This is a genomic window from Leisingera sp. M523, assembly GCF_025141335.1.
Taxonomy (GTDB): domain Bacteria; phylum Pseudomonadota; class Alphaproteobacteria; order Rhodobacterales; family Rhodobacteraceae; genus Leisingera.
Genome location: NZ_CP081036.1, coordinates 2,308,705 through 2,332,533, shown reverse-complemented (window position 1 = coordinate 2,332,533; position 23,829 = coordinate 2,308,705). Strand labels below are relative to the sequence as shown.

Sequence of the window (23,829 nt, the reverse complement as noted above, 5' to 3'; positions counted from 1 at the left end):
TAAAAATGAGTCATGTTTTGATGGCGGCCGCGGTTTCGCCCGCGGCCGCTTTCCTTATGAAATAACTAAGGAATTACGTGCATGTTGCGGCTGTGCTTTTTCCTGTCACAAACCCTTGTAGATTAACCTTGCTTTAGTTGACGCTGTGGGGGCGGGGGGGTATGCACGAGGCAAATCAACACGCCAATTGACGTCGCGCGGGAAACCGCCGGGAAAAGGAGCTGCTCTTGGAAGAGATGTTGAGGGAATACCTGCCGATCCTGGTTTTCCTGGCCGTTGCGGCAGGGTTGGGCATTGTCCTTATCCTGGCAGCCGTTGTGCTGGCAGTCCGCAACCCGGACCCGGAAAAGGTCAGCGCCTATGAGTGCGGCTTCAATGCCTTTGATGATGCCCGTATGAAATTCGACGTCCGGTTCTATCTGGTGTCGATTCTCTTCATCATTTTTGACCTGGAAATCGCATTCCTGTTTCCCTGGGCCGTCGGTTTCAAGGACATCAGCGACACTGGTTTCTGGTCGATGATGGTGTTCCTGGGCGTGCTGACCATCGGCTTTGCCTATGAATGGAAGAAAGGGGCGCTGGAATGGCAGTGATGACCGGAGCCAACACCGCGGGTGTGGACAAGGAAGTTGTCACCCAGGCCCTGAACGCTGAGTTGCAGGACAAGGGTTTCCTGCTCACCTCGGCAGAAGACATCATCAACTGGGCGCGCACCGGCTCGCTGCACTGGATGACCTTTGGTCTGGCCTGCTGTGCTGTGGAAATGATGCACACCTCGATGCCGCGCTATGATGCCGAGCGGTTTGGCATCGCACCGCGCGCTTCGCCGCGCCAGTCGGACGTGATGATCGTAGCGGGCACCCTCACCAACAAGATGGCGCCGGCCCTGCGCAAGGTCTACGATCAGATGCCAGAGCCGCGCTATGTGATTTCGATGGGGTCCTGCGCCAATGGCGGCGGCTATTACCATTACAGCTATTCCGTGGTGCGCGGCTGCGACCGGGTTGTGCCGGTTGATGTCTATGTGCCCGGCTGCCCGCCGACAGCTGAGGCGCTGCTGTATGGCCTGATGCAGCTGCAGCGTAAAATCCGCCGCACCGGCACCCTTGTTCGCTAAGGCGGGAGAGAGCAGATGACTGAAGCCCTGAATGAACTCGGCGCGCAGATCGAAGCCAAACGCCCCGATTGCGTTGTCGCCTGGGACGTGTCCTTTGGTGAGCTGAACATTGACGTGACGCCCTCGAATATCGCCGGCCTGGTGGAGTTCCTGAAGTCGGATCAGAACTGCAAGTTCTCCTCCTTGGTGGACATCACCGCGGTGGACTACCCGGAACGCGCTAAGCGGTTCGATGTGGTCTACCACTTCCTGTCGATGTACCGGAACCAGCGGATCCGCCTGCGCGCCGCTGTGCGCGAAGATGAAATGGTGCCCTCGATCGTCGATGTGCACCCTTCGGCCAACTGGTTTGAGCGGGAAGTCTACGACATGTTCGGCATCCTGTTCTCCGGCCACCCGGACCTGCGCCGGATCCTGACCGACTATGGCTTCCGCGGCTACCCGCTGCGCAAGGATTTCCCGACCACCGGCTATACCGAAGTACGCTATGACGAGGCGCAAAAGCGCGTGGTCTATGAGCCGGTGAAGCTGGTGCAGGAATACCGCCAGTTTGATTTCATGTCCCCGTGGGAAGGTGCTGAATACATCCTGCCCGGTGACGAGAAGAAGGAGGGCGCAAACTGATGTGGTTTGAACCTCTGGCCGAAATGGGAACCTTGCTGACGGGCTGTGCAATGATGCTGAGCGCGGCTATTCCCTTTTTTAAAAAAACCTCTGACTACACATTTTGTGTAGTTTCGCAGCCCAAAATAAATAGGGGGGCGAAATGATGGACGGCTCCAAATTTGACGACGGCAGCGTTGACGCGCTGAGCGGTGAGCAGAAGATCCGCAACTTCAACATCAACTTCGGCCCGCAGCACCCTGCGGCGCACGGGGTTTTGCGTCTGGTCCTCGAACTCGACGGCGAGATTGTCGAGCGCTGCGATCCGCATATCGGCCTGCTGCATCGCGGCACCGAAAAGCTGATGGAAAGCCGCACCTACCTGCAGAACCTGCCGTATTTCGACCGCCTTGATTACGTTGCGCCGATGAACCAGGAACATGCCTGGTGCCTGGCCATCGAAAAACTGACCGGTGTCGAGGTTCCCCGCCGCGGCCAGCTGATCCGGGTGCTCTATTCGGAAATCGGCCGTGTTCTGAACCACCTTCTGAACGTCACCACGCAGGCAATGGATGTTGGCGCGCTGACCCCGCCGCTGTGGGGCTTTGAAGAGCGTGAAAAGCTGATGGTGTTCTACGAGCGCGCTTGCGGTGCGCGCTTGCACGCGGCCTATTTCCGCCCTGGCGGCGTGCATCAGGACATTCCGGACGATCTGCTGGACGATATCGACCTCTGGGCGCTGGAATTCCCCAAGGTTCTGGACGACATCGACGGCCTTTTGACCGAAAACCGTATCTTCAAACAGCGCAACTGCGACATTGGCGTGGTGACCGAGGAAGAAATTCAGCAATACGGCTTCTCCGGGGTCATGGTGCGCGGTTCCGGCCTTGCTTGGGACCTGCGCCGCGCGCAGCCCTATGAATGCTATGACGAGTTTGAGTTCCAGATCCCCGTCGGCAAGAACGGCGACTGCTACGACCGCTACCTGTGCCGCATGGAAGAGATGCGCCAATCGACTTCGATCATCCGTCAGGCAATTGTCAAACTGCGCGAAGCCACCGGCGACGTGATAGCCCGCGGCAAGCTGTCCCCGCCCAAGCGCGGCGATATGAAGACCTCGATGGAAAGCCTGATCCACCACTTCAAGCTTTACACCGAAGGCTTTCACGTCCCCGCAGGCGAGGTTTATGCCGCTGTCGAGGCACCCAAGGGCGAGTTTGGCGTCTATCTGGTGGCGGACGGGTCCAATAAACCCTACCGCTCCAAGATCCGCGCGCCGGGCTTCTTGCACCTGCAGGCGATGGACCACGTGGCCGGCGGCCACCAGCTGGCCGACGTCGCCGCCATCATCGGCACTATGGACGTCGTGTTCGGGGAGATCGACCGGTGAGCCTGCCCGCCCTGTTTCATCTTTCTAAAAATACTCCCGCCGGAGGCATCCGCGCGGGCAACACCCACCAAAAGGTGATCTGATGCTGCGCCGTCTCCACCATGAACAACCCGACAGCTTTGCCTTCACTCCGGCCAATCAGGCCTGGGCTGAAGCGCAGATCACCAAATACCCTGAGGGCCGCCAGGCCTCGGCGGTTATTCCGCTCTTGTGGCGCGCGCAGGAGCAGGAAGGCTGGGTCACCAAGCCCGCTATTGAGGCCATCGCCGATATGCTGGGCATGGCTTATATCCGGGTGCTGGAAGTCACCTCTTTCTACTTCATGTTCCAGATGCAACCCACAGGGTCTGTTGCCAATATCCAGATTTGCGGCACTACGTCCTGCATGATTTGCGGGGCCGAAGACCTGGTTGCGGTCTGCAAGGAAAAAATCGCTGCAAAGCCGCACACCCTGTCGGCGGACGGCAAGTTTTCCTGGGAAGAGGTCGAATGCCTTGGCGCCTGCACCAACGCCCCGATGGCCCAGATCGGCAAGGACTATTACGAGGACCTTACCGTCGAGAGCTTTACCCGGCTGCTGGACGATCTGGCCGCAGGCAAGATGGTGACGCCGGGCCCTCAGAACGGCCGTTACGCCGCTGAGCCGGAATCGGGCCTCACCTCGCTGACTGACTTTGACAGCGGCAAGACCCAGTACAATGCAAGTGCGCAGCTGGCGATGGACATCAAGGACGGCGTCAAGCGTATCCAGGGGGATGAGGTGCCGCTGCTGACCCCTTGGGTCGGCAAGGACGGTGTTGTGGCCGGCCGGGCCGCGGCAGATGCGCCGCCCAAAGCACCGGAAGCGCCCAAACCTGCCGCGAAACAGGCAGAAGAAGCTGCCAAGGCGGCTCCCAAAAAATCGGACGCGGCTGAGCCTTCCTCTCCGGAAGGCGCGGCGGCAAAACCTGGGGCGGACAGCCAGCCCGAGGAAACCCAGCCGGAAATCCTGAAGGAAGCCCGCGGCGGCCTGGCGGATGATCTGAAACTGCTCAAAGGGGTTGGCCCCAAGCTGGAGCAGACCCTGAACGAGCTGGGGTTCTTCCATTTCGACCAGATTGCCGACTGGACTGAGGCCGAGGTGGCTTGGGTTGATGCACGGCTCAAGTTCAAGGGCCGGATCGAGCGGGACGGCTGGATCGAGCAGGCCAAGCGTCTGCAAGTAGGCGACGAGACCGAATTCGCCAAGCGTGCCAAAGAAGAGCACATCTACGACGACAAAGAAGACTAATCGGGATCGGCCCGAGGGGGCCGTGCCTTGGTGATAGGGAACAGATGAGCAAGGAACAGGACCAAGCCATCGCAGCAAAGGGCCGGCATATCGCATTGGTGATTGCCGGGACCATTTTGCTGTGGATCGCCGTGTCGCTGTTCATCGGCCCCATGCTGGGGCTGCCGGGGCGTTATGCCTTGCTGTTCGACTTCGCCGCGCTGGCGGGCATGATCTATGCCCTGGTCAACATATTTCAACTCTGGCGCATGCGCCGGGCCAATGAACAAGAAAACCAAAGGTAGGCACACATGCTGAAGGATCAGGACCGGATCTTTACCAACCTTTACGGGATGCACGAGCGTAACCTGGCGGGCGCCAAGGCGCGCGGCCATTGGGATGGCACCGCCGGCATCGTTGAGAAGGGCCGCGACTGGATTATTCAGACCATGAAAGACAGCGGCCTGCGCGGCCGCGGCGGCGCGGGTTTCCCGACCGGCCTGAAGTGGTCCTTCATGCCCAAGGAAAGCGATGGCCGGCCGGCCTTTCTGGTGATCAACGCGGATGAATCCGAGCCAGGCACCTGCAAAGACCGGGAAATCATGCGCCATGATCCGCACACGCTGATCGAGGGCGCACTGATAGCGTCCTTCGCGATGAACGCGCATACCTGCTACATCTACCTGCGCGGCGAATATATCCGCGAGCGCGAGGCGCTGCAGGCCGCGATCGACGAATGCTATGATCAGGGCCTCTTGGGCAGGAACGCGGCCGGCTCTGGCTGGGATTTCGATGTCTTCCTGCACCACGGGGCAGGGGCCTATATCTGCGGCGAGGAAACCGCCCTGATTGAAAGCCTTGAAGGCAAGAAGGGCATGCCCCGGATGAAGCCGCCGTTCCCGGCAGGTGCAGGTCTTTACGGCTGCCCGACCACGGTGAACAACGTCGAATCCATTGCCGTTGTGCCGACTATCCTGCGCCGCGGTGCCGATTGGTTCGCAGGCTTCGGCCGCCAGAACAACGCAGGCACCAAGCTGTTTGCGATCTCCGGTCATGTGAAAAACCCCTGTGTGGTTGAAGAGGCAATGTCGATTGGTTTCGAGGAACTGATCGAAAAGCATTGCGGCGGCATCCGCGGCGGCTGGGACAACCTGCTGGCGGTGATCCCCGGCGGCTCCTCGGTGCCTTGCGTGCGCGGCGAGAACATGCGCGACGCACTCATGGACTTTGATTACCTGCGTGGCGAACTGGGGTCCGGCCTTGGCACCGCGGCGGTCATTGTGATGGACAAGCAGACGGACATTATCAAGGCGATCTGGCGCCTGGCCAAGTTCTACAAACACGAAAGCTGCGGCCAGTGCACCCCGTGCCGCGAGGGCACCGGCTGGATGATGCGCGTGATGGACCGCCTAGTGAAGGGCGAGGCCGAGCTGGAAGAGATCGACATGCTTTGGGACGTGACCAAACAGGTCGAAGGCCACACCATCTGCGCCCTTGGCGACGCGGCGGCCTGGCCGATCCAGGGTCTGATCAAGAACTTCCGCGAGGAAATCGAAGACCGTATCAAGGCTCAGAAAACGGGCCGCATGGGCGCGATGGCGGCGGAGTAACCAATGGAATCCTTCGACGCATATTCCCACGCTCTGGCCGCGCTGGTGATCTTTACCCTGATCATCCTGGCGCTGTCGCCGTTTTCGGCGCTGGCCAAGCAGAAGGCAGGCCTTGCGCCTGGCGCCACGCCGCAGGAGGACTATGCCGAAAAGGCTTACCGTCTGAACCGGGCCTATCTGAATGGCTGCGAAACCCTGCCGGCCTTCCTGGCGGTGACTTTGGCCGCGATACTGGCGGGCGCGGCGCCGTTCTGGGTGAACCTGCTGGCCTCATTGGTGCTGGTGGCGCGGCTGATCATGATCCTTATCCATCTGCGCGGCAGCGGCAAACCGCATGGCGGGTTGCGCTCGATTTTCTACGTGATTGGCTGGTCCTGTATGGGCGGCCTGGCAATTTTGACTTTGGTGGCAGTATTTTGAGCATTCTAACGACATACCGGATGGCCCTGCCGGTGGCCTGTTTGGCAGTTGCGGCGCTGGTCACGGCCTGCGGTTCCTCAACCACCAACAAGAACCGCGAGCTGTATGACGGCATCCCCTTCAAGGCCAAGGCCAAGCCTTTGGACAAGAAGGTGAACCGCGCCGATTTCTCCATCGAAATCAAGGGCGCCGACCGCTCTGTCACAGGTGCGCGCGCAGCTGCGGCCCACGCCGGGACCACCTATTGCGTTGTGAACTATGGCTCCTCCAAAATCGATTGGGCGGTGGACCCTGCCGATCAGGATACGCAGCTGACACTGACCGACGGTAAGGCCGTATTCCAGGGAACCTGCACACCGTGAGCGGATTTCCGGCATATCAGGGCTGGCCGGCCCGGCTGCTATTGAATAGCAGCGCCGCGCGCTTGAGCAGTGGGAGCTTCAAACTGAAGGAGTTCTTTGCCATGCGTGCCCTGATTGCTGTTGCCCTGTCTGCCTTTGTGGCCCTGCCGGTTTCGGCGCTGGCCAAACCGTCGCTGCGCGATGTCGCCGAAATCGAAGACCCCCTGTTTGCGGTGGCCATGGCCAAGGAGGTCTCGGACCACTGCGACCGCCTTGCGCCGCGCTACTTCAAGGGGCTGGGCGAGTTGCGCAGGCTCAAAGCGCGGGCGAATGAGCTGGGGTACACGGACACGGAAATCCGGGCCTACATCGACTCGGATGCTGAAAAGGCCCGTATGCGTGCTAAAGGCGAGCGCCTGCTGGCGCAAAACGGCGTCTTTTACGAACAACCGGAAACCTTCTGCGCCTATGGCCGCGCAGAAATCGAAAAGAACAGCGCGATCGGCGTGTTACTGAGGGCGAAATAGACCATGTCTGACCTCCGCAAGATCAACATTGACGGAACCGAGATCGAGGTGGAAGGGGCAATGACCCTGATCCAGGCCTGTGAGGAGGCCGGTGTCGAGATCCCGCGCTTCTGCTACCACGAGCGCCTGTCGATTGCGGGCAACTGCCGCATGTGCCTTGTTGAAGTTGTCGGCGGCCCGCCGAAGCCGGCCGCGTCCTGCGCGATGCAGGTGCGCGATCTGCGCCCCGGGCCGGAAGGACAGGCGCCGCAGGTGAAGACCAACTCGCCGATGGTCAAGAAAGCCCGCGAAGGCGTGATGGAATTCATGCTGATCAACCATCCGCTGGACTGCCCGATCTGCGATCAGGGTGGCGAATGCGACCTGCAGGACCAGGCGATGGCCTATGGCATCTCTGCCAGCCGCTTCAAGGAAGCCAAGCGCGCGGTGGATGATCTGGACCTTGGCCCGCTGGTCGGTACCGCTATGACCCGCTGCATCAGCTGCACCCGCTGCGTGCGTTTTACATCCGAAGTGGCCGGCATCACCCAGATGGGCCAGACCGGGCGCGGTGAGGATGCAGAGATCACCTCCTACCTGAACCAGACGCTGCAATCGAACCTGCAGGGCAATATCATCGACCTTTGCCCGGTCGGCGCGCTGACCTCGAAGCCTTATGCCTTCACCGCACGGCCTTGGGAGCTGACCAAGACCGAAACCATCGACGTGATGGACGCGCTGGGATCGAACATCCGCGTTGACACCAAAGGCCGCGAAGTGATGCGGATCCTGCCGCGCAACCATGACGGCGTGAACGAGGAATGGATCAGCGACAAGACCCGCTTTGTCTGGGATGGCTTGCGCCGCCAGCGCCTGGACCGTCCCTATGTGCGTGTCGATGGCAAGCTGAAGTCCGCCACCTGGGCAGAGGCGCTGAATGCCGCAGCTAATGCTATGAAGGGCAAGAAAGTTGCCGGTCTGATCGGCGATCTGGCCCCGGTTGAGGCCGCCTTTGCGCTGAAACAGCTGGTCGAAGGTCTGGGCGGCAAAGTGGAATGCCGTACCGACAACGCCCGCCTGCCCATTGGCAACCGGGCGGGTTATGCCGGCACCGCGGCCATCGAAGACATCGACAGCGCCGAATACATTCTGTTGGTCGGCACCAACCCGCGTGATGAAGCCCCGGTGCTGAATGCGCGCATCCGCAAGGCCTGGCTGAATGGTGCGAAGATCGGCAATATCGGCCAGCCGGCGGATCTGACCTATGACGTGTTTCAGATGGGGGCAGGGCGCGACGCGCTTGCCGGTCTGGAAAAGCACGAATTCACTGAAATCCTGGAAAAACCTTCGGTAATTGTCGTGGGTGCCGGCGCTTTGCGTGAAGCGGACGGGCTTGCCGTTCTGGCTCACGCTATGCATGCGGCCGAACGCACCAACGGCAAGCTGCTGATCCTTCACACCGCTGCGTCCCGTGTGGGGGCAATGGATGTGGGGGCCGTCACCGAAGGCGGCATGGAAGCAGCCATCGACGGCGCCGAAGTGATCTATAACTTAGGCGCGGATGAGGTCGAAATCGACGGATCTGAAAGCGGGGGCGCCTTTGTGATCTATCAGGGCTCCCATGGCGACCGCGGCGCACATCGCGCTGACGTGATCCTGCCGGGCGCTGCCTATACCGAAGAAAACGGGTTGTTCGTAAACACCGAAGGCCGTCCGCAGCTGGCGATGCGTGCCGCGTTCGCACCGGGTGAAGCCAAGGAAAACTGGGCCATCCTGCGCGCCCTCAGCGCCGAAGTTGACGCCAAGCTGGGCTATGACTCGCTGGCGCAGCTGCGCCAAGCGCTGGTGGCTGAGGTGCCGCATCTGGCCAGGATTGACGAAGTGGCTGAGAAAACAGGCGACGCGCTGGAGCTGGACAAGCTTGGCAAGGCGGACTTCCTGCCCGCGATCAAGGACTTCTACCTGACCAACCCGATTGCCCGTGCCTCCCAGCTGATGGCGGAACTGTCGGCGGGTGTGAAAGCCCGCGAAACCGGGAAATTGGCTGCCGAATGATCCGCTTTGCCCTCATAACGCCCTTCCTGCTGGCCGCCTGCGCAATGGCGCCCGGCAGCGAAGGCGAGCGGCCCGCCCCGATCTATGAAGGGGTGGAAACCAGCCTGCTGGAGGGCGATCTGGTGCAATTTCACGTCTCCATGCGCGGTGCGACCGTGCAGGAAGACCTCGACAACTATGCGGAATGTGCCGCCGCGCAATATGCGCTGATCCGGGATTACGGGTTTGCGCGCCATGTGCGCACAACAATGAAACAGGCAGGGGGCAGCCGGACCGCTGATGCGGTCTATCTGATTTCGCCCTCTCTGCCGCGCGGGTTGCGCACCATTGACGCTGAAGTCGTGGTTGCGGATTGCGCGGCAAACGGAATACCGACGGTGTGAGGACCTATGGCTGATTTCTTTAACACTCCAGGCGGCATCGCTGTTCTGATCCTGGCGCAAGTGCTTGCAGTTGTTGCCTTTGTGATGATCTCGCTCCTGTTCCTTGTCTACGGGGACCGCAAGATCTGGGCCGCAGTGCAGATGCGCCGGGGGCCGAACGTGGTGGGCGTCTTTGGCCTGCTGCAATCGGTGGCCGACGCGCTGAAATATGTGGTCAAGGAAGTAGTGATCCCGGCCGGTGCCGACCGCCCGGTCTTTATCCTGGCTCCGCTGACCTCTTTTGTGCTGGCGATGATCGCCTGGGCGGTGATCCCGTTCAACGACGGCTGGGTGCTGTCGGATATCAACGTCGCCATTCTTTATGTCTTCGCGGTCTCCAGTCTTGAGGTCTACGGCGTGATCATGGGCGGCTGGGCGTCGAACTCGAAGTACCCGTTCCTGGGATCGCTGCGGTCGGCCGCACAAATGATCTCCTACGAGGTATCGCTGGGCCTGATCATCATCGGCATTATCATCTCCACCGGAAGCATGAACTTTGGCGACATCGTGCGCGCTCAGGATGGCGATCTGGGCCTCTTGAACTGGTATTGGATCCCGCATTTCCCGATGGTCTTTCTTTTCTTTATCTCGGCGCTGGCAGAAACCAACCGCCCGCCGTTCGACCTGCCGGAAGCGGAATCGGAACTGGTTGCGGGCTATCAGGTGGAATACTCGGCCACGCCCTTCCTGCTGTTCATGGCCGGTGAATATATCGCCATCTTCCTGATGTGCGCGCTGACGTCGCTTTTGTTCTTCGGCGGCTGGCTGTCCCCGATCCCGGGCTTGCCGGACGGCGTCCTGTGGATGGTCGGCAAAATGGCATTCTTCTTCTTCCTCTTCGCAATGGTCAAGGCGATCACCCCGCGCTACCGCTACGACCAGCTGATGCGCCTAGGCTGGAAAGTGTTCCTGCCGTTCTCGCTGGCCTGGGTGGTCTTCGTGTCCTTTGCTGCAAAATTTGACTGGTTCTGGGGCATCTTCGCCCGCTGGACCGTGGGGGGCTAAACAGCGATGGGCGTCGATATCGAGCTCTTCGAACGGCTGGCCGACTTGTCGGCCCGCTTCCAGCCGGAAGGCCGGACGCTCATGCTTGGGCGCCATTCCTTCCAGGTGGAGGATCATATCAAACACAAGTTTGACCGGATCCTGCGCAAGAAGGGGCTCGATCTGAGCCACGAGCAGCTGCTGCAGGAGGACGGGTATTGCGAAACCCTGATGCAGAAGCTGGGGTTTGGCGATATGGAGACGATGGACTTTTCGGATTATGAGGGTGCGACGATCCTTCATGACCTGAACCGCCCGGTGGCTGCCGAGCTGGAAGGGCAGTTCGATCTGATCTTCGATGGCGGCACCATTGAGCATGTCTTTAATGTGCCGATGGCGCTGGAGACCGTTTTCCGGATGCTGAAACCCGGCGGACGGTTCATTTCCGCAAACGGGTTCAATGGCTGGCCCGCGCATGGCATCTACCAGTTCAATCCGGAACTGGTCTGGACGTTTTGGGGACGCAACTGCGGCTGCACCGTGCATGATTGCCGCGGCATCCACAAACGGCCGCGCGGCGGCGACTACCATATCGAATTCCAGGACCCCGCAGAGACCGGCAAGCGGATGCGGCTTAAAGGTAAGATACCGGAGGGGCGTATGTACCTCTACTACGAGATTGAAAAGACCAAGGATTCAGTGATGAAAGACCTGGTTCTGCAAAGCGACTATGAAACCAAGTGGCACAGCCACGGAAACGCCGGCGCAACCCGGCTTGATGACGAAATGGCTCCGCAATGACCCAAATCGACTATACCCGCGCCGCCAAATACTTCCTGCTGCAGGATTTCTGGGTCGGCTTCAAACTGGGGCTGAAGTATTTCTTCGCCCCCAAGGCCACCCTGAACTACCCGCACGAGAAGGGTCCGTTGTCGCCCCGTTTCCGGGGTGAGCACGCGCTGCGCCGCTATCCAAACGGCGAGGAGCGCTGCATTGCCTGCAAGCTGTGCGAGGCAGTCTGCCCGGCACAGGCAATCACCATCGACGCGGAACCGCGCGAGGATGGCAGCCGCCGCACCACGCGGTATGACATCGACATGACCAAATGCATCTACTGCGGCTTTTGCCAGGAAGCCTGCCCGGTGGACGCGATTGTCGAAGGCCCGAACTTCGAGTTCGCTACTGAGACCCGCGAGGAGCTGTTCTACGATAAGGACAAGCTGCTGGCCAACGGTGAACGCTGGGAAGCCGAGATTGCCCGCAACCTCGAAATCGATGCGCCGTACCGATGAGAGAGCAGCGCAAAAGTTTTCAAAAACTTTTGCCAAGAATTTTTGAAAATTCTTGGACGGAGGACAGGACATGACCAAACAGCCGCCCAACCCGTTTGAGGCCATGATGGAACAGATGCAGACCCAGGCGCAGGAGATGGCCAAGGCCTTCAATCCGGCGCTGGAGAATTTCTCGCCTTCCGAGGCTTTCAAGGAGTTCGAGGCGCTGTGGCCCACCATGCCCAAAGAGGTCATGGAAATGATGTTCGGCAACACCGTCAACAAGGACGGGCTGGATGCCAAGACCCGGCTGCTGCTGACGCTGGCCGGGCTCACCATGCAGGGCGCGCAGGCGGATTCAGCGGTGCGCCAGACTGTGCGCCACGCTCTTGCGGCAGGGGCAAAGAAACAAGAGATCGTGGAAACGATCGGACAGATGTCGGTGTTTGCCGGCATTCCGGCCATGAACCGGGCGCTGGATCTGGCGCAGACGGTCCTGGACGACAACAAGGACGATGAGACATGAGCGTTTTTGCCTTCTACCTCTTCGCCGTCAGCGCCATCACCGGCGGGCTGTTCACTGTGATCAGCCGCCAGCCGGTGCATTCGGTGCTGTGGCTGATCCTGGCCTTTATCTCTTCGGCCGGGCTGTTTGTGCTCTTGGGGGCGGAATTTGTCGCCATGCTGCTGATCATCGTCTATGTGGGGGCTGTTGCGGTGCTGTTCCTGTTTGTGGTGATGATGCTGGACGTGGACTTTGCCGCGCTGAAGGCCGAGATGGCGCGGTACATGCCGCTGGCTCTGCTGATCGGCCTGGTCATCCTGATGCAGTTCGTGATGGCCTTTGGCGTCTGGGAAACCGCGCATAAGGCGCCTGAGCTGCTGGCCAATCCAGTGCCTGCCGACCGCCACAACACCGAGGCCCTGGGCCTCATCATCTATGATCAATATTTCCTTCTGTTCCAATTGTCTGGCCTGATCCTGCTGGTGGCAATGATCGGCGCGATCGTGCTGACCCTGCGCCACCGCACCGACGTCAAGCGCCAGGACGTGGTTGCCCAGATGATGCGCGACCCGGCCGTAGCAATGGAGCTTAAGGACGTGAAACCGGGGCAGGGGCTGTGAGCACATGATCGGACTTGAACATTATCTGACCGTCGCGGCGACGCTGTTCGTCATTGGCATCTTCGGGCTCTTCCTGAACCGCAAGAACGTGATCATCCTGTTGATGAGCATCGAACTGATGCTGCTGGCGGTGAACATCAACCTGGTCGCTTTCTCCAGCTTCCTGGGCGATCTGGTGGGGCAGGTCTTTACACTGTTCGTGCTGACCGTGGCCGCCGCCGAGGCCGCCATCGGCCTGGCGATCCTGGTCTGCTTCTTCCGTAACCGCGGCACCATTGCCGTCGAAGACGTCAACGTGATGAAGGGCTGAAGAACTTATGGAAACCATCCTTCTCTTTGCCCCGCTGGCGGGCGCCCTTATCTGCGGCTTCGGCTGGAAATTCATCGGCGAGAAAGCCGCCACTGTCACGGCCACATCGCTGCTTTTCCTGGCGGCGCTGCTCAGCTGGATCACCTTCCTGTCGTTTGACGGGGTGACTGACAACATCGAAATCTTCCGCTGGATCGAAAGCGGCTCGCTGTCGACCTTCTGGGCGATCCGGCTGGATCGGCTGACCGCGATCATGCTGATCGTGATCACCACAGTGTCGTCGCTCGTGCATCTGTACAGCTTCGGCTACATGTCGCATGACCCGCAGTGGAAAGACGGTGAAAGCTACAAGCCGCGCTTCTTTGCCTATCTGTCGTTCTTCACCTTTGCGATGCTGATGCTGGTGACCTCCGACAATCTGGTGCAGATGTTCTTTGGCTGGGAAGGCGTCGGTGTCGCCTCCTACTTGCTGATCGGCTTTTACTACCGCAAGCCCACCGCCAACGCGGCAGCGATGAAGGCGTTTATCGTCAACCGCGTCGGTGACTTCGGTTTTGCGCTGGGGATCTTCGGGCTGTTCTTCCTGACCGACAGTATCAACCTTGCAGATGTCTTTGCCGCCGCTCCGGCGCTGGCGGAAACCCAAGTGTCGTTCCTGTGGAGCGAGTGGAATGCTGCCAACCTGATTGCTTTCCTGCTGTTTGTCGGCGCGATGGGCAAGTCGGCGCAGCTGATACTGCACACCTGGCTGCCGGACGCGATGGAAGGTCCGACACCGGTGTCGGCGCTGATCCACGCGGCAACCATGGTGACCGCGGGTGTGTTCCTGGTCTGCCGGATGTCGCCGCTGATGGAATTTGCGCCTGAAGCCACTGCATTCATCACCGTGATGGGCGCAGCCACGGCATTCTTTGCGGCAACCGTCGGGCTGGTGCAGAACGACATCAAGCGCGTGATCGCCTATTCGACCTGCTCGCAGCTGGGCTATATGTTCGTGGCCGCTGGCGTCGGCATGTATTCCGCTGCCATGTTCCACCTGTTCACCCACGCCTTCTTCAAGGCGATGCTGTTCCTTGGCGCCGGTTCGGTGATCCACGCGATGCATCACGAGCAGGACATGCGTCACTATGGCAACCTGCGCAAAAAGATCCCGTGGACCTTCCGCGCAATGATGATCGGCACGCTTGCCATCACCGGTGTTGGTATCCCGCTTAGCGGCTGGATCGGCTTTGCCGGCTTTGTCTCCAAGGATGCGATTATCGAAAGCGCTTATGCGGGCGGCTCGATGTTCGGCTTCTGGGCGCTGGTGATCGCGGCTTTCATGACCTCTTTCTACTCCTGGCGCCTGATGTTCATGACCTTTTATGGCGAGGCACGCGGCGACAAACACACCCATGACCACGCGCACGAAAGCCCCTGGACCATGCTGGTGCCGCTGGGCGTGCTGGCGGTGGGGTCGGTTACTGCAGGCATGATCTGGTACAGCAGCTTCTTCGGCCACGCGGATCAAGTCGGCAAATTCTATGGCATTCCGGTTGCGGAAGCCTCAGCTGCGGCACATGGCGAAGACGCCGGTCACGGCGAGGACGCTGCGCATGGTGACTCTGACGGCCACGGCGAAGAGGCTGGGCACGGTGAAGCCGCGGCTGAAGGCGCGCACCACTATGTGTTTGCCGGCAAGCCGGGGGAGGGCGGTATCTACATCGGCAAGGACAACCACATCCTGGAGGACGCCCACGCGGCTCCGAAATGGGTGAAGCTGTCCCCGTTCATGGCAATGGTTGCAGGTCTGGTGCTGGCGCTGTGGTTCTACATCTGGAACCCGTCGCTGCCGGCACGTCTGGCCGCTCAGCAGCGCCCGCTCTACCTGTTCCTGCTCAACAAATGGTACTTTGACGAGATCTACAACGTGATCTTCGTCAAACCGGCGCTGGCCATTGGCCGCTTCCTGTGGAAACGCGGCGACGGGGGCACCATCGACGGCTTTCTGAACGGTCTGGCAATGGGGGTTGTTCCCTTCTTTACCCGCCTCGCGGGCCGGGCGCAGTCAGGTTACATCTTCACTTATGCCTTCTGGATGGTGTTGGGCATCGCAGCCCTGGTCACCTGGATGTCGATCGGCGGAGGAACGCACTGATGGACAATCTCCTTTCTATTGTCACCTTCATTCCGGCGCTGGCTGCGGGCATTCTGGCCCTGTTCCTGCGCGGCGAGGATAAGGCGGCGCAGCGCAATGCCAAGTTTGTTGCGCTCTTTGCCACCACGATCACCTTCCTGGTGAGCCTTGGCATCTATTTCGAGTTCGACCCCGCCAACACAGGCTTTCAGTTTGTGGAAGACCGGGCCTGGATCCTGGGGCTGAAATACAAGATGGGCGTCGACGGCATCTCGGTGCTGTTTGTGATGCTGACCACCTTCATCATGCCGCTGACCATTCTGGCCAGCTGGTCGGTCACGACCCGTGTGAAGGAATACATGATCGCCTTCCTGCTCTTGGAGACCCTGATGCTGGGCGTCTTCATGGCGCTGGACCTGGTGCTGTTCTACCTGTTCTTTGAGGCAGGCCTTATCCCGATGTTCCTGATCATCGGCATCTGGGGCGGCAAGGAACGGATCTACGCCTCTTTCAAGTTCTTCCTCTACACTTTCTTCGGCTCGGTGCTGATGCTGGTGGCGATGGTGTTCATGTATGTGGACGCCGGCACCACCGATATCGAAACCCTGCTGACCCACAGCTTCTCGGCTGCGTCCTTTGATGTGCTGGGCATTCACGTCGTGGGCGGCGCCCAGACGCTGATGTTCCTGGCGTTCTTTGCTTCCTTTGCGGTGAAGATGCCGATGTGGCCGGTGCATACCTGGCTGCCGGACGCGCACGTGCAGGCGCCGACCGCGGGTTCCGTGGTGCTGGCGGCGATTTTGCTGAAAATGGGCGGCTATGGTTTCCTCCGGTTCTCGCTGCCAATGTTCCCGGTGGGTGCGGATGTGATGACCGATGTGGTTCTGTGGATGTCAGCCATCGCGGTTGTCTACACCTCGCTGGTGGCACTGGTGCAGGAGGACATGAAAAAGCTGATCGCCTATTCGTCAGTCGCGCACATGGGATTTGTGACCATGGGCATCTTTGCCGCTAACCAGCAAGGCATCGACGGCGCAATCTTTCAGATGCTGAGCCACGGCTTCATCTCTGCCGCGCTCTTCCTTTGTGTCGGGGTGATCTATGACCGCATGCATACCCGCGACATCGGCGCCTATGGCGGCCTGGTGATCCGGATGCCGGCATACGCATTGGTGTTTATGTTCTTCACCATGGGCAACGTCGGCCTGCCGGGCACCTCTGGCTTTGTCGGTGAATTCCTGACCCTGATGGGCGCCTTCCAGAAAAACACCTGGGTGACGGCAGTGGCCGCAACCGGGGTGATCTTCTCGGCCGGATATGCGCTGTGGCTCTACCGCCGGGTGGTCTTTGGCGACATGATCAAGGGCAGCCTGGCCGGCATCCGCGACATGACCGCACGCGAGCGTTTCGTTTTTGCGCCGCTGGTGGTGATGACCCTGCTTCTGGGTGTCTACCCGTCCCTGGTCACCGATGTCATCGCCCCCTCGACCGAGGCGCTGATTGCAAACTTCAACCAGTCTCTGGCGGCTGCCGACACTTCGGCAGCCACCCAGATTGCTTCGCATTAAGGGAGCATCAGGCAGATGATCCAAGCTGATCTTACTGTAATCCTGCCAGAGATCGTTCTGGCGCTTTACGCGATGGGCGCGCTCTTGGGCGCGGTCTACACCGGCAAGGACAAGCTGGCAGTGCCGCTGGTCTGGGCAACCGCGGCGCTGTTGGCGGCGGTAGCCTTCTGGATCGCGGCCAGCCCGGCGACCACCCAGACGGCCTTCAACGGCATGTTCATCAACGACGGTTTTGCCCGCTTTGCCAAAGTGGCGCTGCTCTTGGGCGCGGCGGCAGTGCTGCTGATCGGTCAGGACTACATGGCGCGCCGCGGCATGCTGCGGTTTGAATACCCGATCCTGGTGGCGCTCAGCGCTGTTGGCATGATGATGATGGTCTCCGCCGGAGACCTGATGTCCCTTTACATGGGGCTGGAGCTGCAGTCGCTGTCGCTGTATGTCGTCGCTGCAATGCGCCGCGACAGTGTGAAGTCGACTGAGGCGGGCCTCAAGTACTTCGTGCTGGGTGCCTTGTCCTCCGGCCTGCTGCTGTACGGTGCCTCGCTGGTCTACGGCTTTGCAGGCACCACCCAGTTTGCGGGCATCATCCAGGTGGCAGAGCAGGGCCATATGTCCATCGGCATGCTGTTCGGCCTCGTGTTCATGATCTCGGGGCTGGCGTTTAAGGTCTCGGCGGTGCCTTTCCACATGTGGACCCCGGATGTCTACGAGGGCGCGCCGACCCCGGTCACGGCCTTCTTTGCCACCGCGCCCAAGGTTGCGGCGATGGGCCTGTTTGCCCGTGTCCTGCATGATGCCTTTGGCGGTGCAATCTCTGACTGGCAGCAGATCATCGTGGTGCTGTCGGTGCTGTCGATGTTCCTAGGCGCCATTGCCGCCATCGGCCAGCGCGATATCAAGCGCCTGATGGCCTTTTCGTCGATTGCCCATATGGGCTATGCGATGATCGGTCTGGCAGCGGGCACCGAACAGGGCGTCACTGCGATGCTGGTGTATCTGGCGATCTACGTCACCATGAACATCGGTACGTTCTCCTTTATCCTGATGCTGGAGAAAGACGGAAAGCCCGTGACCGATATCATGGCGCTGAATCAGTTCGCCGCGCGTGAGCCGGGCAAGGCGCTGGCGGTGCTGATCCTGATGTTCTCGCTGGCGGGCGTGCCGCCAATGCTGGGTTTCTTTGCCAAGCTGGGCGTCTGGCAGGCGGGTGTTGATGCTGGGCTGATCGGGCTGGTCATTGCCTCTGCCGTGGCTTCGGTGATCGGTGCATTCTACTACATCCGCATCGTCTTCTACATGTACTTCGGCACGGGCGATGACGATGTCGAAGCAAAGGGTTCGCCGGTTCTGGGCGTGGCACTGATGGCCTCTGCTGCGCTGATGCTGGTGGGCGTGGTTTACCAGTTCGGCATTGACGGCGCGGCGGCAGCTGCCGCGGCAACCCTTGTAAATTGATCTGCTTTTCAGGCAGGCTGAAAAGGCCCGGTCGCGTGACCGGGCCTTTCGCACTTTCTAAGGAATGCAGATGAGCTGGCCAGCTGAATATGGAAAACGGGTGCTTGCCGAGGTCGACAGCACCCTGAACGAGGCCGCCCGCATCGCAGGTGAGCTGGCAGGCCCCGAATGGATCCTGGCGCTGCGCCAGACCCAGGGGCGCGGCCGCCGCGGGCGCGACTGGAAGGACCCCAAGGGCAATTTCGCCGCCACGCTGGTGATGCGGCCCCAAGGCGCGCCGGATCAGGCGGCGCTGCGCAGCTTTGTTGCGGCGCTGGCGGTCTATGACGCCTGTGTCGCCGTGACAGGCCGCACTGAAGGCCTGTCGCTGAAGTGGCCCAACGATGTGCTGCTGAAAGGCGGCAAGCTGGCGGGGATCCTGCTGGAAAGTGCTGGTAACGGGCAGGGGGTCACCCACCTGTTTGTCGGCATCGGTGTCAATCTGGTTGAAACCCCGATGAAGGAATGGCTGGAACCCGGCGCGGTCTGGCCAGTGTCACTGTTGTCGGAAACCGGCGTCCAGGTCTCGCCTGAGGAGTTTCTGGAAGCAGTGGCCGACGCCTTTGCACGCTATGAGCAGCAATTCAGCACCTATGGTTTTGAACCGATTCGCACCGCATGGCTGGCGCGCGCCGCCAAGTTGGGCGAGGTGATCACCGCCCGCACCGCTAGTTCCGAGACCGAAGGCACTTTTGAAACAGTGGACGCCAACGGCAACCTTGTCCTAAACACTGCCAAGGGCCGCGTCAGCATTCCCGCGGCCGACATCTATTTCTAGGAAGGGGCAGCAATGCTTCTGGCAGTTGACTGCGGCAATACCAATACCGTCTTCTCAATCTACGACGGAGAGAAGTTCGTTGGCATGTGGCGCACCGCCACCGACTGGCAGCGCACTGCCGACCAGTATTATGTCTGGCTCAACACGCTGATGCGCCTGCAGGGGATCGAGGCGGATATCACCGACATGATCATCTCCTCGACCGTGCCGCGGGTGGTATTCAACCTGCGGGTTCTGGCGGACCGCTATTTCAGCACGCGCCCCCTGGTGGTGGGCAAGCCCGGTTGCCTGCTGCCCGTCGCGGTGCGGGTGGACGAAGGCACCGCCGTCGGCCCCGACCGGCTGGTCAACACGGTATCCGGCTTTGACCTTTATGGCGGCAATCTGATTGTGGTGGATTTTGGCACCGCCACAACATTTGATGTGGTGGCCGAAGATGGCGCCTATGTCGGCGGGGTGATTGCGCCCGGCGTAAACCTGAGCCTGGAGGCCCTGCACCAGGCTGCCGCCGCCCTGCCGCATGTGGACATCACCAAACCTGAAAATGTCATCGGCACTAACACCGTCGCCTGTATGCAGTCCGGCGTGTTCTGGGGCTATGTCGGCCTCGTCCGCGAGATTTGCACCCAAATCAAGGCGGAACGCGGCGTGGCGATGAAAGTAATCTCGACAGGCGGGCTGGCGCCTTTGTTCCAGCAATCCGCTGATCTGTTCGACGCATTTGAGGATGACCTCACCATGCATGGGCTGCAGATCATTCATAAATACAACAAGGATAATGGTACTGACGCATGAGCAGTGAAAGATTGATCTATCTGCCCCTCGGCGGGGCGGGTGAAATTGGCATGAATGCCTATGTCTACGGCTACGGGCCAAAGAACAAAGAACGCCTGATCCTGGTCGACCTGGGCGTGACCTTCCCCGATATGGACACCACCCCCGGCGTCGACCTGATCATGCCGGACATGACCTGGCTGAAAGAGCGGGTAGACCGGCTGGAAGGGATTTTCGTCACCCACGGGCACGAGGACCACATCGGCGCCATCGCGCATATGTATTCCAGCCTGAATGTGCCGGTCTACGCCCGTGCCTTCACCGCCAACCTGGCGCGCCGCAAGATGGAGGAAGCGGGTCACGATCCGGCCAACGTGCACACGGTTGAAGCCTGGCCCGAAGTGACCAAACTCGGCCCCTTCACCATCGGCGTTGCCCCGATGAGCCACTCAATCCCCGAAAGCGGGGGACTGGTCATTGACAGCCCGGCAGGGCGGGTGGTGCATACCGGCGACTTTAAGCTGGATTCCAATCCGCTGGTCGGCGAACCGTTTGATCCGGAGATGTGGGCAGAGATCGCCAAGGACGGCATCCAGGCGCTGGTCTGCGATTCCACCAATGTGTTCTCGACCCATCCGGGCCGCTCGGAATCAGAGCTGCCGGATGAGATCACCCGGCTGATTTCCGAAGCCAAGGGTATGGTTGCAGCCACCACATTCGCCTCCAACGTGGCCAGGGTGAAAACCCTGGCCGAGGCCGGGGTGCGGGCCGGGCGGTCGATTGTGCTGCTGGGCCGGGCGATGCGCCGGATGATCGAGGCTGCGACGGAAACCGGCGTTCTGACGGACTTCCCCAAGGTGATCAGCCCCGAAGACGCCAACAATGTGCCGCGTGACAACCTGATGCTGATCACAACCGGCAGCCAGGGCGAGCGCCGCGCGGCCTCTGCACAGCTGGCGCGCGGCAAGTACCGCGGGCTGGAGCTGAAGGAGGGCGACACCTTCCTGTTCTCCTCCAAGACCATCCCGGGCAATGAAAAAGGCGTGATCCGCATTATCAACCAGTTCTCTGAAATGGGTGTTGATGTGGTTGATGACAGTTCCGGCCTTTACCATGTGTCCGGCCATGCGAACGGTCCGGATCTGGAAACCATGCATACCTTGCTGAAACCCAGAATGCTGGTGCCGATGCACGGCGAGCACCGCCACCTGCGCCAGCACGCCCGTCTGGGCGAGGCAAAGGGCATTGCCAGCGCGGTTGTGGTCAACGGTATGATGATGGACCTCAGCGGCGACGCGCCCAAGTCCGCCGGCTATGTCGATACAGGCCGCACCTATCTGGATGGATCTGTCAAATACGGTGCGATGGACGGTGTTGTCCGCGACCGTATCCGCATGGCTTTGAACGGCCATGTGGTGGTGACGGTGCTGCTGGACGAGCAGGACGAGCCGCTGGGCGAGCCCTGGTGCGACGTCAAGGGCTTGGCCGAAACCGGCAGTTCCAACGCCGCCCTGGTCGAGATTATGGAAGCGGATCTGAACCAGTTCCTGATGCGCGCCGGTGCCAAGACGCTGCGCGATGAAGACAAGCTGGAACAGGAGCTGCGCCGCATTGCCCGCCAAAGCGCCCATAGCGAGATCGGCAAAAAACCCGAGGTGACGGTGGTCGTCAGCCGCATGCGCTGAGCCTGCGTGGGCAGGGCGGTTCTCCCGCCCGGCCCAAGCCGCATTGAAAATGCAGCAGGCCCCGTTGGGCCAGGCGCCGCGTACCCTGGCGGGTCCGCGGCGCTGCCGCAGAACAACAGTGTAAGAAACAACAACGCCGCGGCCTTTTTAGGCACGCGGCGTTGTCAATTCGGGTGCCGGACCGGCAGAGCCGCGAGACGTCTCAGCCGTGCAGCGGACGGGCGCAGCTGGGGCAGGAAACTACCTTGCGCGGGGCGCTGAACATAGCGCGGAACAGGCGGCGCATCACATTGGCAAAAGCCTCGGCGCGCAGCTCATGGGCGCGGGCTTCAATGGCCTGGAATTGTGCAATGGTCAGGGTGTTGGTGTCGGTGGTGTTCATGGCGAGGCCCAATTTCAATGGCGCGTTACAGTGTTGCGGATGCAATACGCCTGTTTGCATAGGTTGACGCCACCCAAGATCGAAGACCCGTTATGCTGCAAATGCAAAGGTCGCCATGCGGCAGCTGCATGGTGGGTCGCCCTTCTGCAGTCGCAATGAAAGAAGGCCGCCCCGGAGAGGAGCGGCCTGCAAAAAAAAAATGTCTGGCAGTGCCGGTCAGCCGGCCCGGCGCTCAGCAAAGCTGAGAGCGATGAAGCTGGGCAGATGGTCGCCCATGCCGACCACGGATTTGTCGTCGCGTTTACCGTATTTACCGCGGCCCGAAGAGCGTTCGGGCTTTTGCGCAGGCGTTTCGTCCTTGCGGGGGCTGCGGGACGCCTCCTTGCGGGGCTCGCGGGCTTCCGATTCCGGCTTGGCTGCGCGGGTGTCCGCTTCCGGCTTGGCAGCGCGCGCGGGTTTTTCCGCCTTGGGTTCCGGCTTCACCGGGTTGTCCAGACGCGGGATCTCTTTCTGAAGCAGCTTTTCCACCGCATCCAACGCCTTGTCATCGCGCGGAATACAGATGGTGATGGCCTTGCCCTCGCGGCCGGCGCGCCCTGTGCGGCCGATCCGGTGGACGTAATCCTCGGCATGGCCGGGCACATCGAAATTGAACACATGGCTGACGCTGGGCACATCAAGACCGCGCGCGGCCACATCCGAAGCCACCAGGATGCGCAAGGCCCCTTCGCGGAAGCCGTCCAAAGTTTTGGTCCGCTGGCTTTGATCCAGATCGCCATGGATCGGCGCTGCGTCATAACCGTATTTCTTGAGCGATTTGGCTACGATATCCACATCCGTTTTGCGGTTGCAGAAGATGATGCCATTGGTGAGCTTGTCACCCTCGCCATCAATCAGCGCGCGCAGTACCCGGCGTTTTTCCGTTGCTTCGCGGTCGCGGCGGGACGCTTTGAACTGCACGACGGCCTGTTCGATGGTTTCCGACGCAGTGGCCTGGCGGGCCACTTCGATCCGGGCCGGGCCTGACAGGAATGTGTTGGTGATCCGCTCGATCTCCGGCGCCATGGTGGCCGAAAAGAACAGCGTCTGGCGGGTGAACGGCGTCAGCGAGAAGATCCGCTCGATATCCGGGATAAAGCCCATGTCGAGCATCCGGTCGGCCTCGTCCACCACCATGATCTGCACACCGGTGAGCAGCAGCTTGCCGCGCTCAAAATGGTCCAGCAGGCGGCCGGGGGTAGCGATCAGGACATCGACGCCTTTGTCGATCAGCGCGTCCTGTTCCTTGAACGAAACCCCGCCGATCAGCAGCGCCTTGGTGAGCTTTACATGCTTGGCATAGGTGTCGAAGTTTTCCGCCACCTGGGCCGCCAGCTCGCGGGTGGGGCACAGCACCAGGCTGCGCGGCATCCGGGCGCGGGCGCGGCCGCGCGCCAGAAGGGTGATCATCGGCAGCGTGAAAGACGCAGTCTTACCGGTGCCGGTCTGGGCGATTCCCAGAACGTCGCGTCCCTCCAGTGCGGATGGAATCGCCCCGGCCTGGATTGGAGTGGGGGTTTCATATCCAGCTTCCTCAACAGCTTTGAGGACCTTGGGATTAAGGTTCAGATCGGAGAATTTTGTCATATG

The 23,829-nt window shown here is 60.7% G+C and carries 26 protein-coding genes; 24 read left to right on the top strand and 2 right to left on the bottom strand.

Features of this window, described 5'->3' with window-relative positions:
* The first annotated feature begins 227 nt into the window (after positions 1–227).
* The 24 genes from K3557_RS11510 to K3557_RS11395 all read left to right on the top strand — a co-directional run bounded on the left by K3557_RS11510 (position 228) and on the right by K3557_RS11395 (position 21,818).
* Positions 228–593 carry an NADH-quinone oxidoreductase subunit A gene (locus K3557_RS11510; protein ID WP_024090668.1) on the top strand — a complete coding sequence of 122 codons (366 nt, stop codon included), beginning with the start codon at positions 228–230 and terminating at the stop codon, positions 591–593.
* The gene (locus K3557_RS11505) at positions 584–1,117 is read left to right on the top strand and encodes an NADH-quinone oxidoreductase subunit B family protein (RefSeq protein ID WP_027258414.1); all 534 of its coding nucleotides are present in this window, start codon (positions 584–586) and stop codon (positions 1,115–1,117) included. The genes K3557_RS11510 and K3557_RS11505 overlap by 10 nt, the downstream gene beginning before the upstream one ends.
* 15 nt (positions 1,118–1,132) lie before the next feature.
* Positions 1,133–1,741, top strand: a complete 609-nt coding sequence (locus tag K3557_RS11500; RefSeq protein ID WP_259993968.1) for an NADH-quinone oxidoreductase subunit C — start codon at positions 1,133–1,135, stop codon at positions 1,739–1,741.
* Between the two features lie 145 nt (positions 1,742–1,886).
* Positions 1,887–3,110: an NADH-quinone oxidoreductase subunit D gene (locus K3557_RS11495; RefSeq protein WP_205879963.1), complete on the top strand. Its 1,224-nt coding sequence runs from the start codon at positions 1,887–1,889 to the stop codon at positions 3,108–3,110.
* An 82-nt stretch (positions 3,111–3,192) separates the two neighbouring features.
* Complete coding sequence (locus tag K3557_RS11490) at positions 3,193–4,380, top strand: NADH-quinone oxidoreductase subunit E (RefSeq protein WP_259993967.1); 1,188 nt, start codon at positions 3,193–3,195, stop codon at positions 4,378–4,380.
* Between the two features lie 44 nt (positions 4,381–4,424).
* Positions 4,425–4,664, top strand: coding sequence for a DUF5337 domain-containing protein (locus K3557_RS11485; RefSeq protein ID WP_129371398.1), 240 nt, complete (start codon positions 4,425–4,427; stop codon positions 4,662–4,664).
* Between the two features lie 6 nt (positions 4,665–4,670).
* Positions 4,671–5,969 carry an NADH-quinone oxidoreductase subunit NuoF gene (gene nuoF, locus K3557_RS11480; protein ID WP_259993966.1) on the top strand — a complete coding sequence of 433 codons (1,299 nt, stop codon included), beginning with the start codon at positions 4,671–4,673 and terminating at the stop codon, positions 5,967–5,969.
* A 3-nt stretch (positions 5,970–5,972) separates the two neighbouring features.
* Positions 5,973–6,389: an MAPEG family protein gene (locus K3557_RS11475; protein WP_259993965.1), complete on the top strand. Its 417-nt coding sequence runs from the start codon at positions 5,973–5,975 to the stop codon at positions 6,387–6,389.
* The gene (locus K3557_RS11470; protein WP_259993964.1) at positions 6,386–6,751 is read left to right on the top strand and encodes a hypothetical protein; all 366 of its coding nucleotides are present in this window, start codon (positions 6,386–6,388) and stop codon (positions 6,749–6,751) included. Before K3557_RS11475 ends, K3557_RS11470 begins: the two co-directional genes overlap by 4 nt.
* Before the next feature lie 101 nt (positions 6,752–6,852).
* A complete protein-coding gene (locus K3557_RS11465) occupies positions 6,853–7,257 on the top strand; it encodes a DUF5333 domain-containing protein (protein ID WP_134829540.1) in 405 nt (134 codons plus the stop codon).
* A 3-nt stretch (positions 7,258–7,260) separates the two neighbouring features.
* Positions 7,261–9,291, top strand: a complete 2,031-nt coding sequence (nuoG, locus tag K3557_RS11460) for an NADH-quinone oxidoreductase subunit NuoG (RefSeq protein WP_259993962.1) — start codon at positions 7,261–7,263, stop codon at positions 9,289–9,291.
* Positions 9,288–9,674, top strand: coding sequence for a hypothetical protein (locus tag K3557_RS11455; protein ID WP_027258424.1), 387 nt, complete (start codon positions 9,288–9,290; stop codon positions 9,672–9,674). Before nuoG ends, K3557_RS11455 begins: the two co-directional genes overlap by 4 nt.
* Positions 9,675–9,680: 6 nt before the next feature.
* Positions 9,681–10,718, top strand: a complete 1,038-nt coding sequence (gene nuoH / locus K3557_RS11450) for an NADH-quinone oxidoreductase subunit NuoH (protein ID WP_027258425.1) — start codon at positions 9,681–9,683, stop codon at positions 10,716–10,718.
* A 6-nt stretch (positions 10,719–10,724) separates the two neighbouring features.
* Positions 10,725–11,498 carry a cyclopropane-fatty-acyl-phospholipid synthase family protein gene (locus K3557_RS11445; protein WP_259993961.1) on the top strand — a complete coding sequence of 258 codons (774 nt, stop codon included), beginning with the start codon at positions 10,725–10,727 and terminating at the stop codon, positions 11,496–11,498.
* Positions 11,495–11,989: an NADH-quinone oxidoreductase subunit NuoI gene (gene nuoI, locus K3557_RS11440; RefSeq protein WP_027258426.1), complete on the top strand. Its 495-nt coding sequence runs from the start codon at positions 11,495–11,497 to the stop codon at positions 11,987–11,989. Before K3557_RS11445 ends, nuoI begins: the two co-directional genes overlap by 4 nt.
* A gap of 70 nt (positions 11,990–12,059) precedes the next feature.
* A complete protein-coding gene (locus K3557_RS11435) occupies positions 12,060–12,494 on the top strand; it encodes a carboxymuconolactone decarboxylase family protein (protein WP_259985635.1) in 435 nt (144 codons plus the stop codon).
* The gene (locus K3557_RS11430; RefSeq protein ID WP_259993959.1) at positions 12,491–13,093 is read left to right on the top strand and encodes an NADH-quinone oxidoreductase subunit J; all 603 of its coding nucleotides are present in this window, start codon (positions 12,491–12,493) and stop codon (positions 13,091–13,093) included. Before K3557_RS11435 ends, K3557_RS11430 begins: the two co-directional genes overlap by 4 nt.
* Positions 13,094–13,097: 4 nt before the next feature.
* The gene (gene nuoK, locus K3557_RS11425; protein WP_008553673.1) at positions 13,098–13,403 is read left to right on the top strand and encodes an NADH-quinone oxidoreductase subunit NuoK; all 306 of its coding nucleotides are present in this window, start codon (positions 13,098–13,100) and stop codon (positions 13,401–13,403) included.
* Positions 13,404–13,410: 7 nt separating this feature from the next.
* Positions 13,411–15,540: an NADH-quinone oxidoreductase subunit L gene (gene nuoL / locus K3557_RS11420; RefSeq protein WP_259993958.1), complete on the top strand. Its 2,130-nt coding sequence runs from the start codon at positions 13,411–13,413 to the stop codon at positions 15,538–15,540.
* Positions 15,540–17,087: an NADH-quinone oxidoreductase subunit M gene (locus K3557_RS11415; RefSeq protein WP_259985623.1), complete on the top strand. Its 1,548-nt coding sequence runs from the start codon at positions 15,540–15,542 to the stop codon at positions 17,085–17,087. The genes nuoL and K3557_RS11415 overlap by 1 nt, the downstream gene beginning before the upstream one ends.
* 15 nt (positions 17,088–17,102) lie before the next feature.
* The gene (gene nuoN / locus K3557_RS11410; RefSeq protein WP_259985614.1) at positions 17,103–18,542 is read left to right on the top strand and encodes an NADH-quinone oxidoreductase subunit NuoN; all 1,440 of its coding nucleotides are present in this window, start codon (positions 17,103–17,105) and stop codon (positions 18,540–18,542) included.
* A 70-nt stretch (positions 18,543–18,612) separates the two neighbouring features.
* A complete protein-coding gene (locus K3557_RS11405) occupies positions 18,613–19,359 on the top strand; it encodes a biotin--[acetyl-CoA-carboxylase] ligase (RefSeq protein WP_259993953.1) in 747 nt (248 codons plus the stop codon).
* A gap of 12 nt (positions 19,360–19,371) precedes the next feature.
* Entirely contained in the window at positions 19,372–20,154 is a 783-nt protein-coding gene (locus K3557_RS11400; protein WP_129371383.1) for a type III pantothenate kinase, read from the top strand.
* Positions 20,151–21,818 (top strand): ribonuclease J, encoded by a 1,668-nt coding sequence (locus tag K3557_RS11395; RefSeq protein ID WP_259993951.1) that lies wholly within the window; start codon positions 20,151–20,153, stop codon positions 21,816–21,818. Before K3557_RS11400 ends, K3557_RS11395 begins: the two co-directional genes overlap by 4 nt.
* Positions 21,819–22,020: 202 nt before the next feature.
* Here K3557_RS11395 and K3557_RS11390 read toward each other — a convergent pair whose 3' ends face one another.
* Together K3557_RS11390 and K3557_RS11385 are read right to left on the bottom strand one after the other, a co-directional pair.
* Positions 22,021–22,200, bottom strand: coding sequence for an RSP_7527 family protein (locus K3557_RS11390; RefSeq protein WP_129371381.1), 180 nt, complete (start codon positions 22,198–22,200; stop codon positions 22,021–22,023).
* A gap of 216 nt (positions 22,201–22,416) precedes the next feature.
* Positions 22,417–23,826, bottom strand: coding sequence for a DEAD/DEAH box helicase (locus K3557_RS11385; protein WP_259993950.1), 1,410 nt, complete (start codon positions 23,824–23,826; stop codon positions 22,417–22,419).
* Between the last annotated feature and the right edge of the window lie 3 nt (positions 23,827–23,829).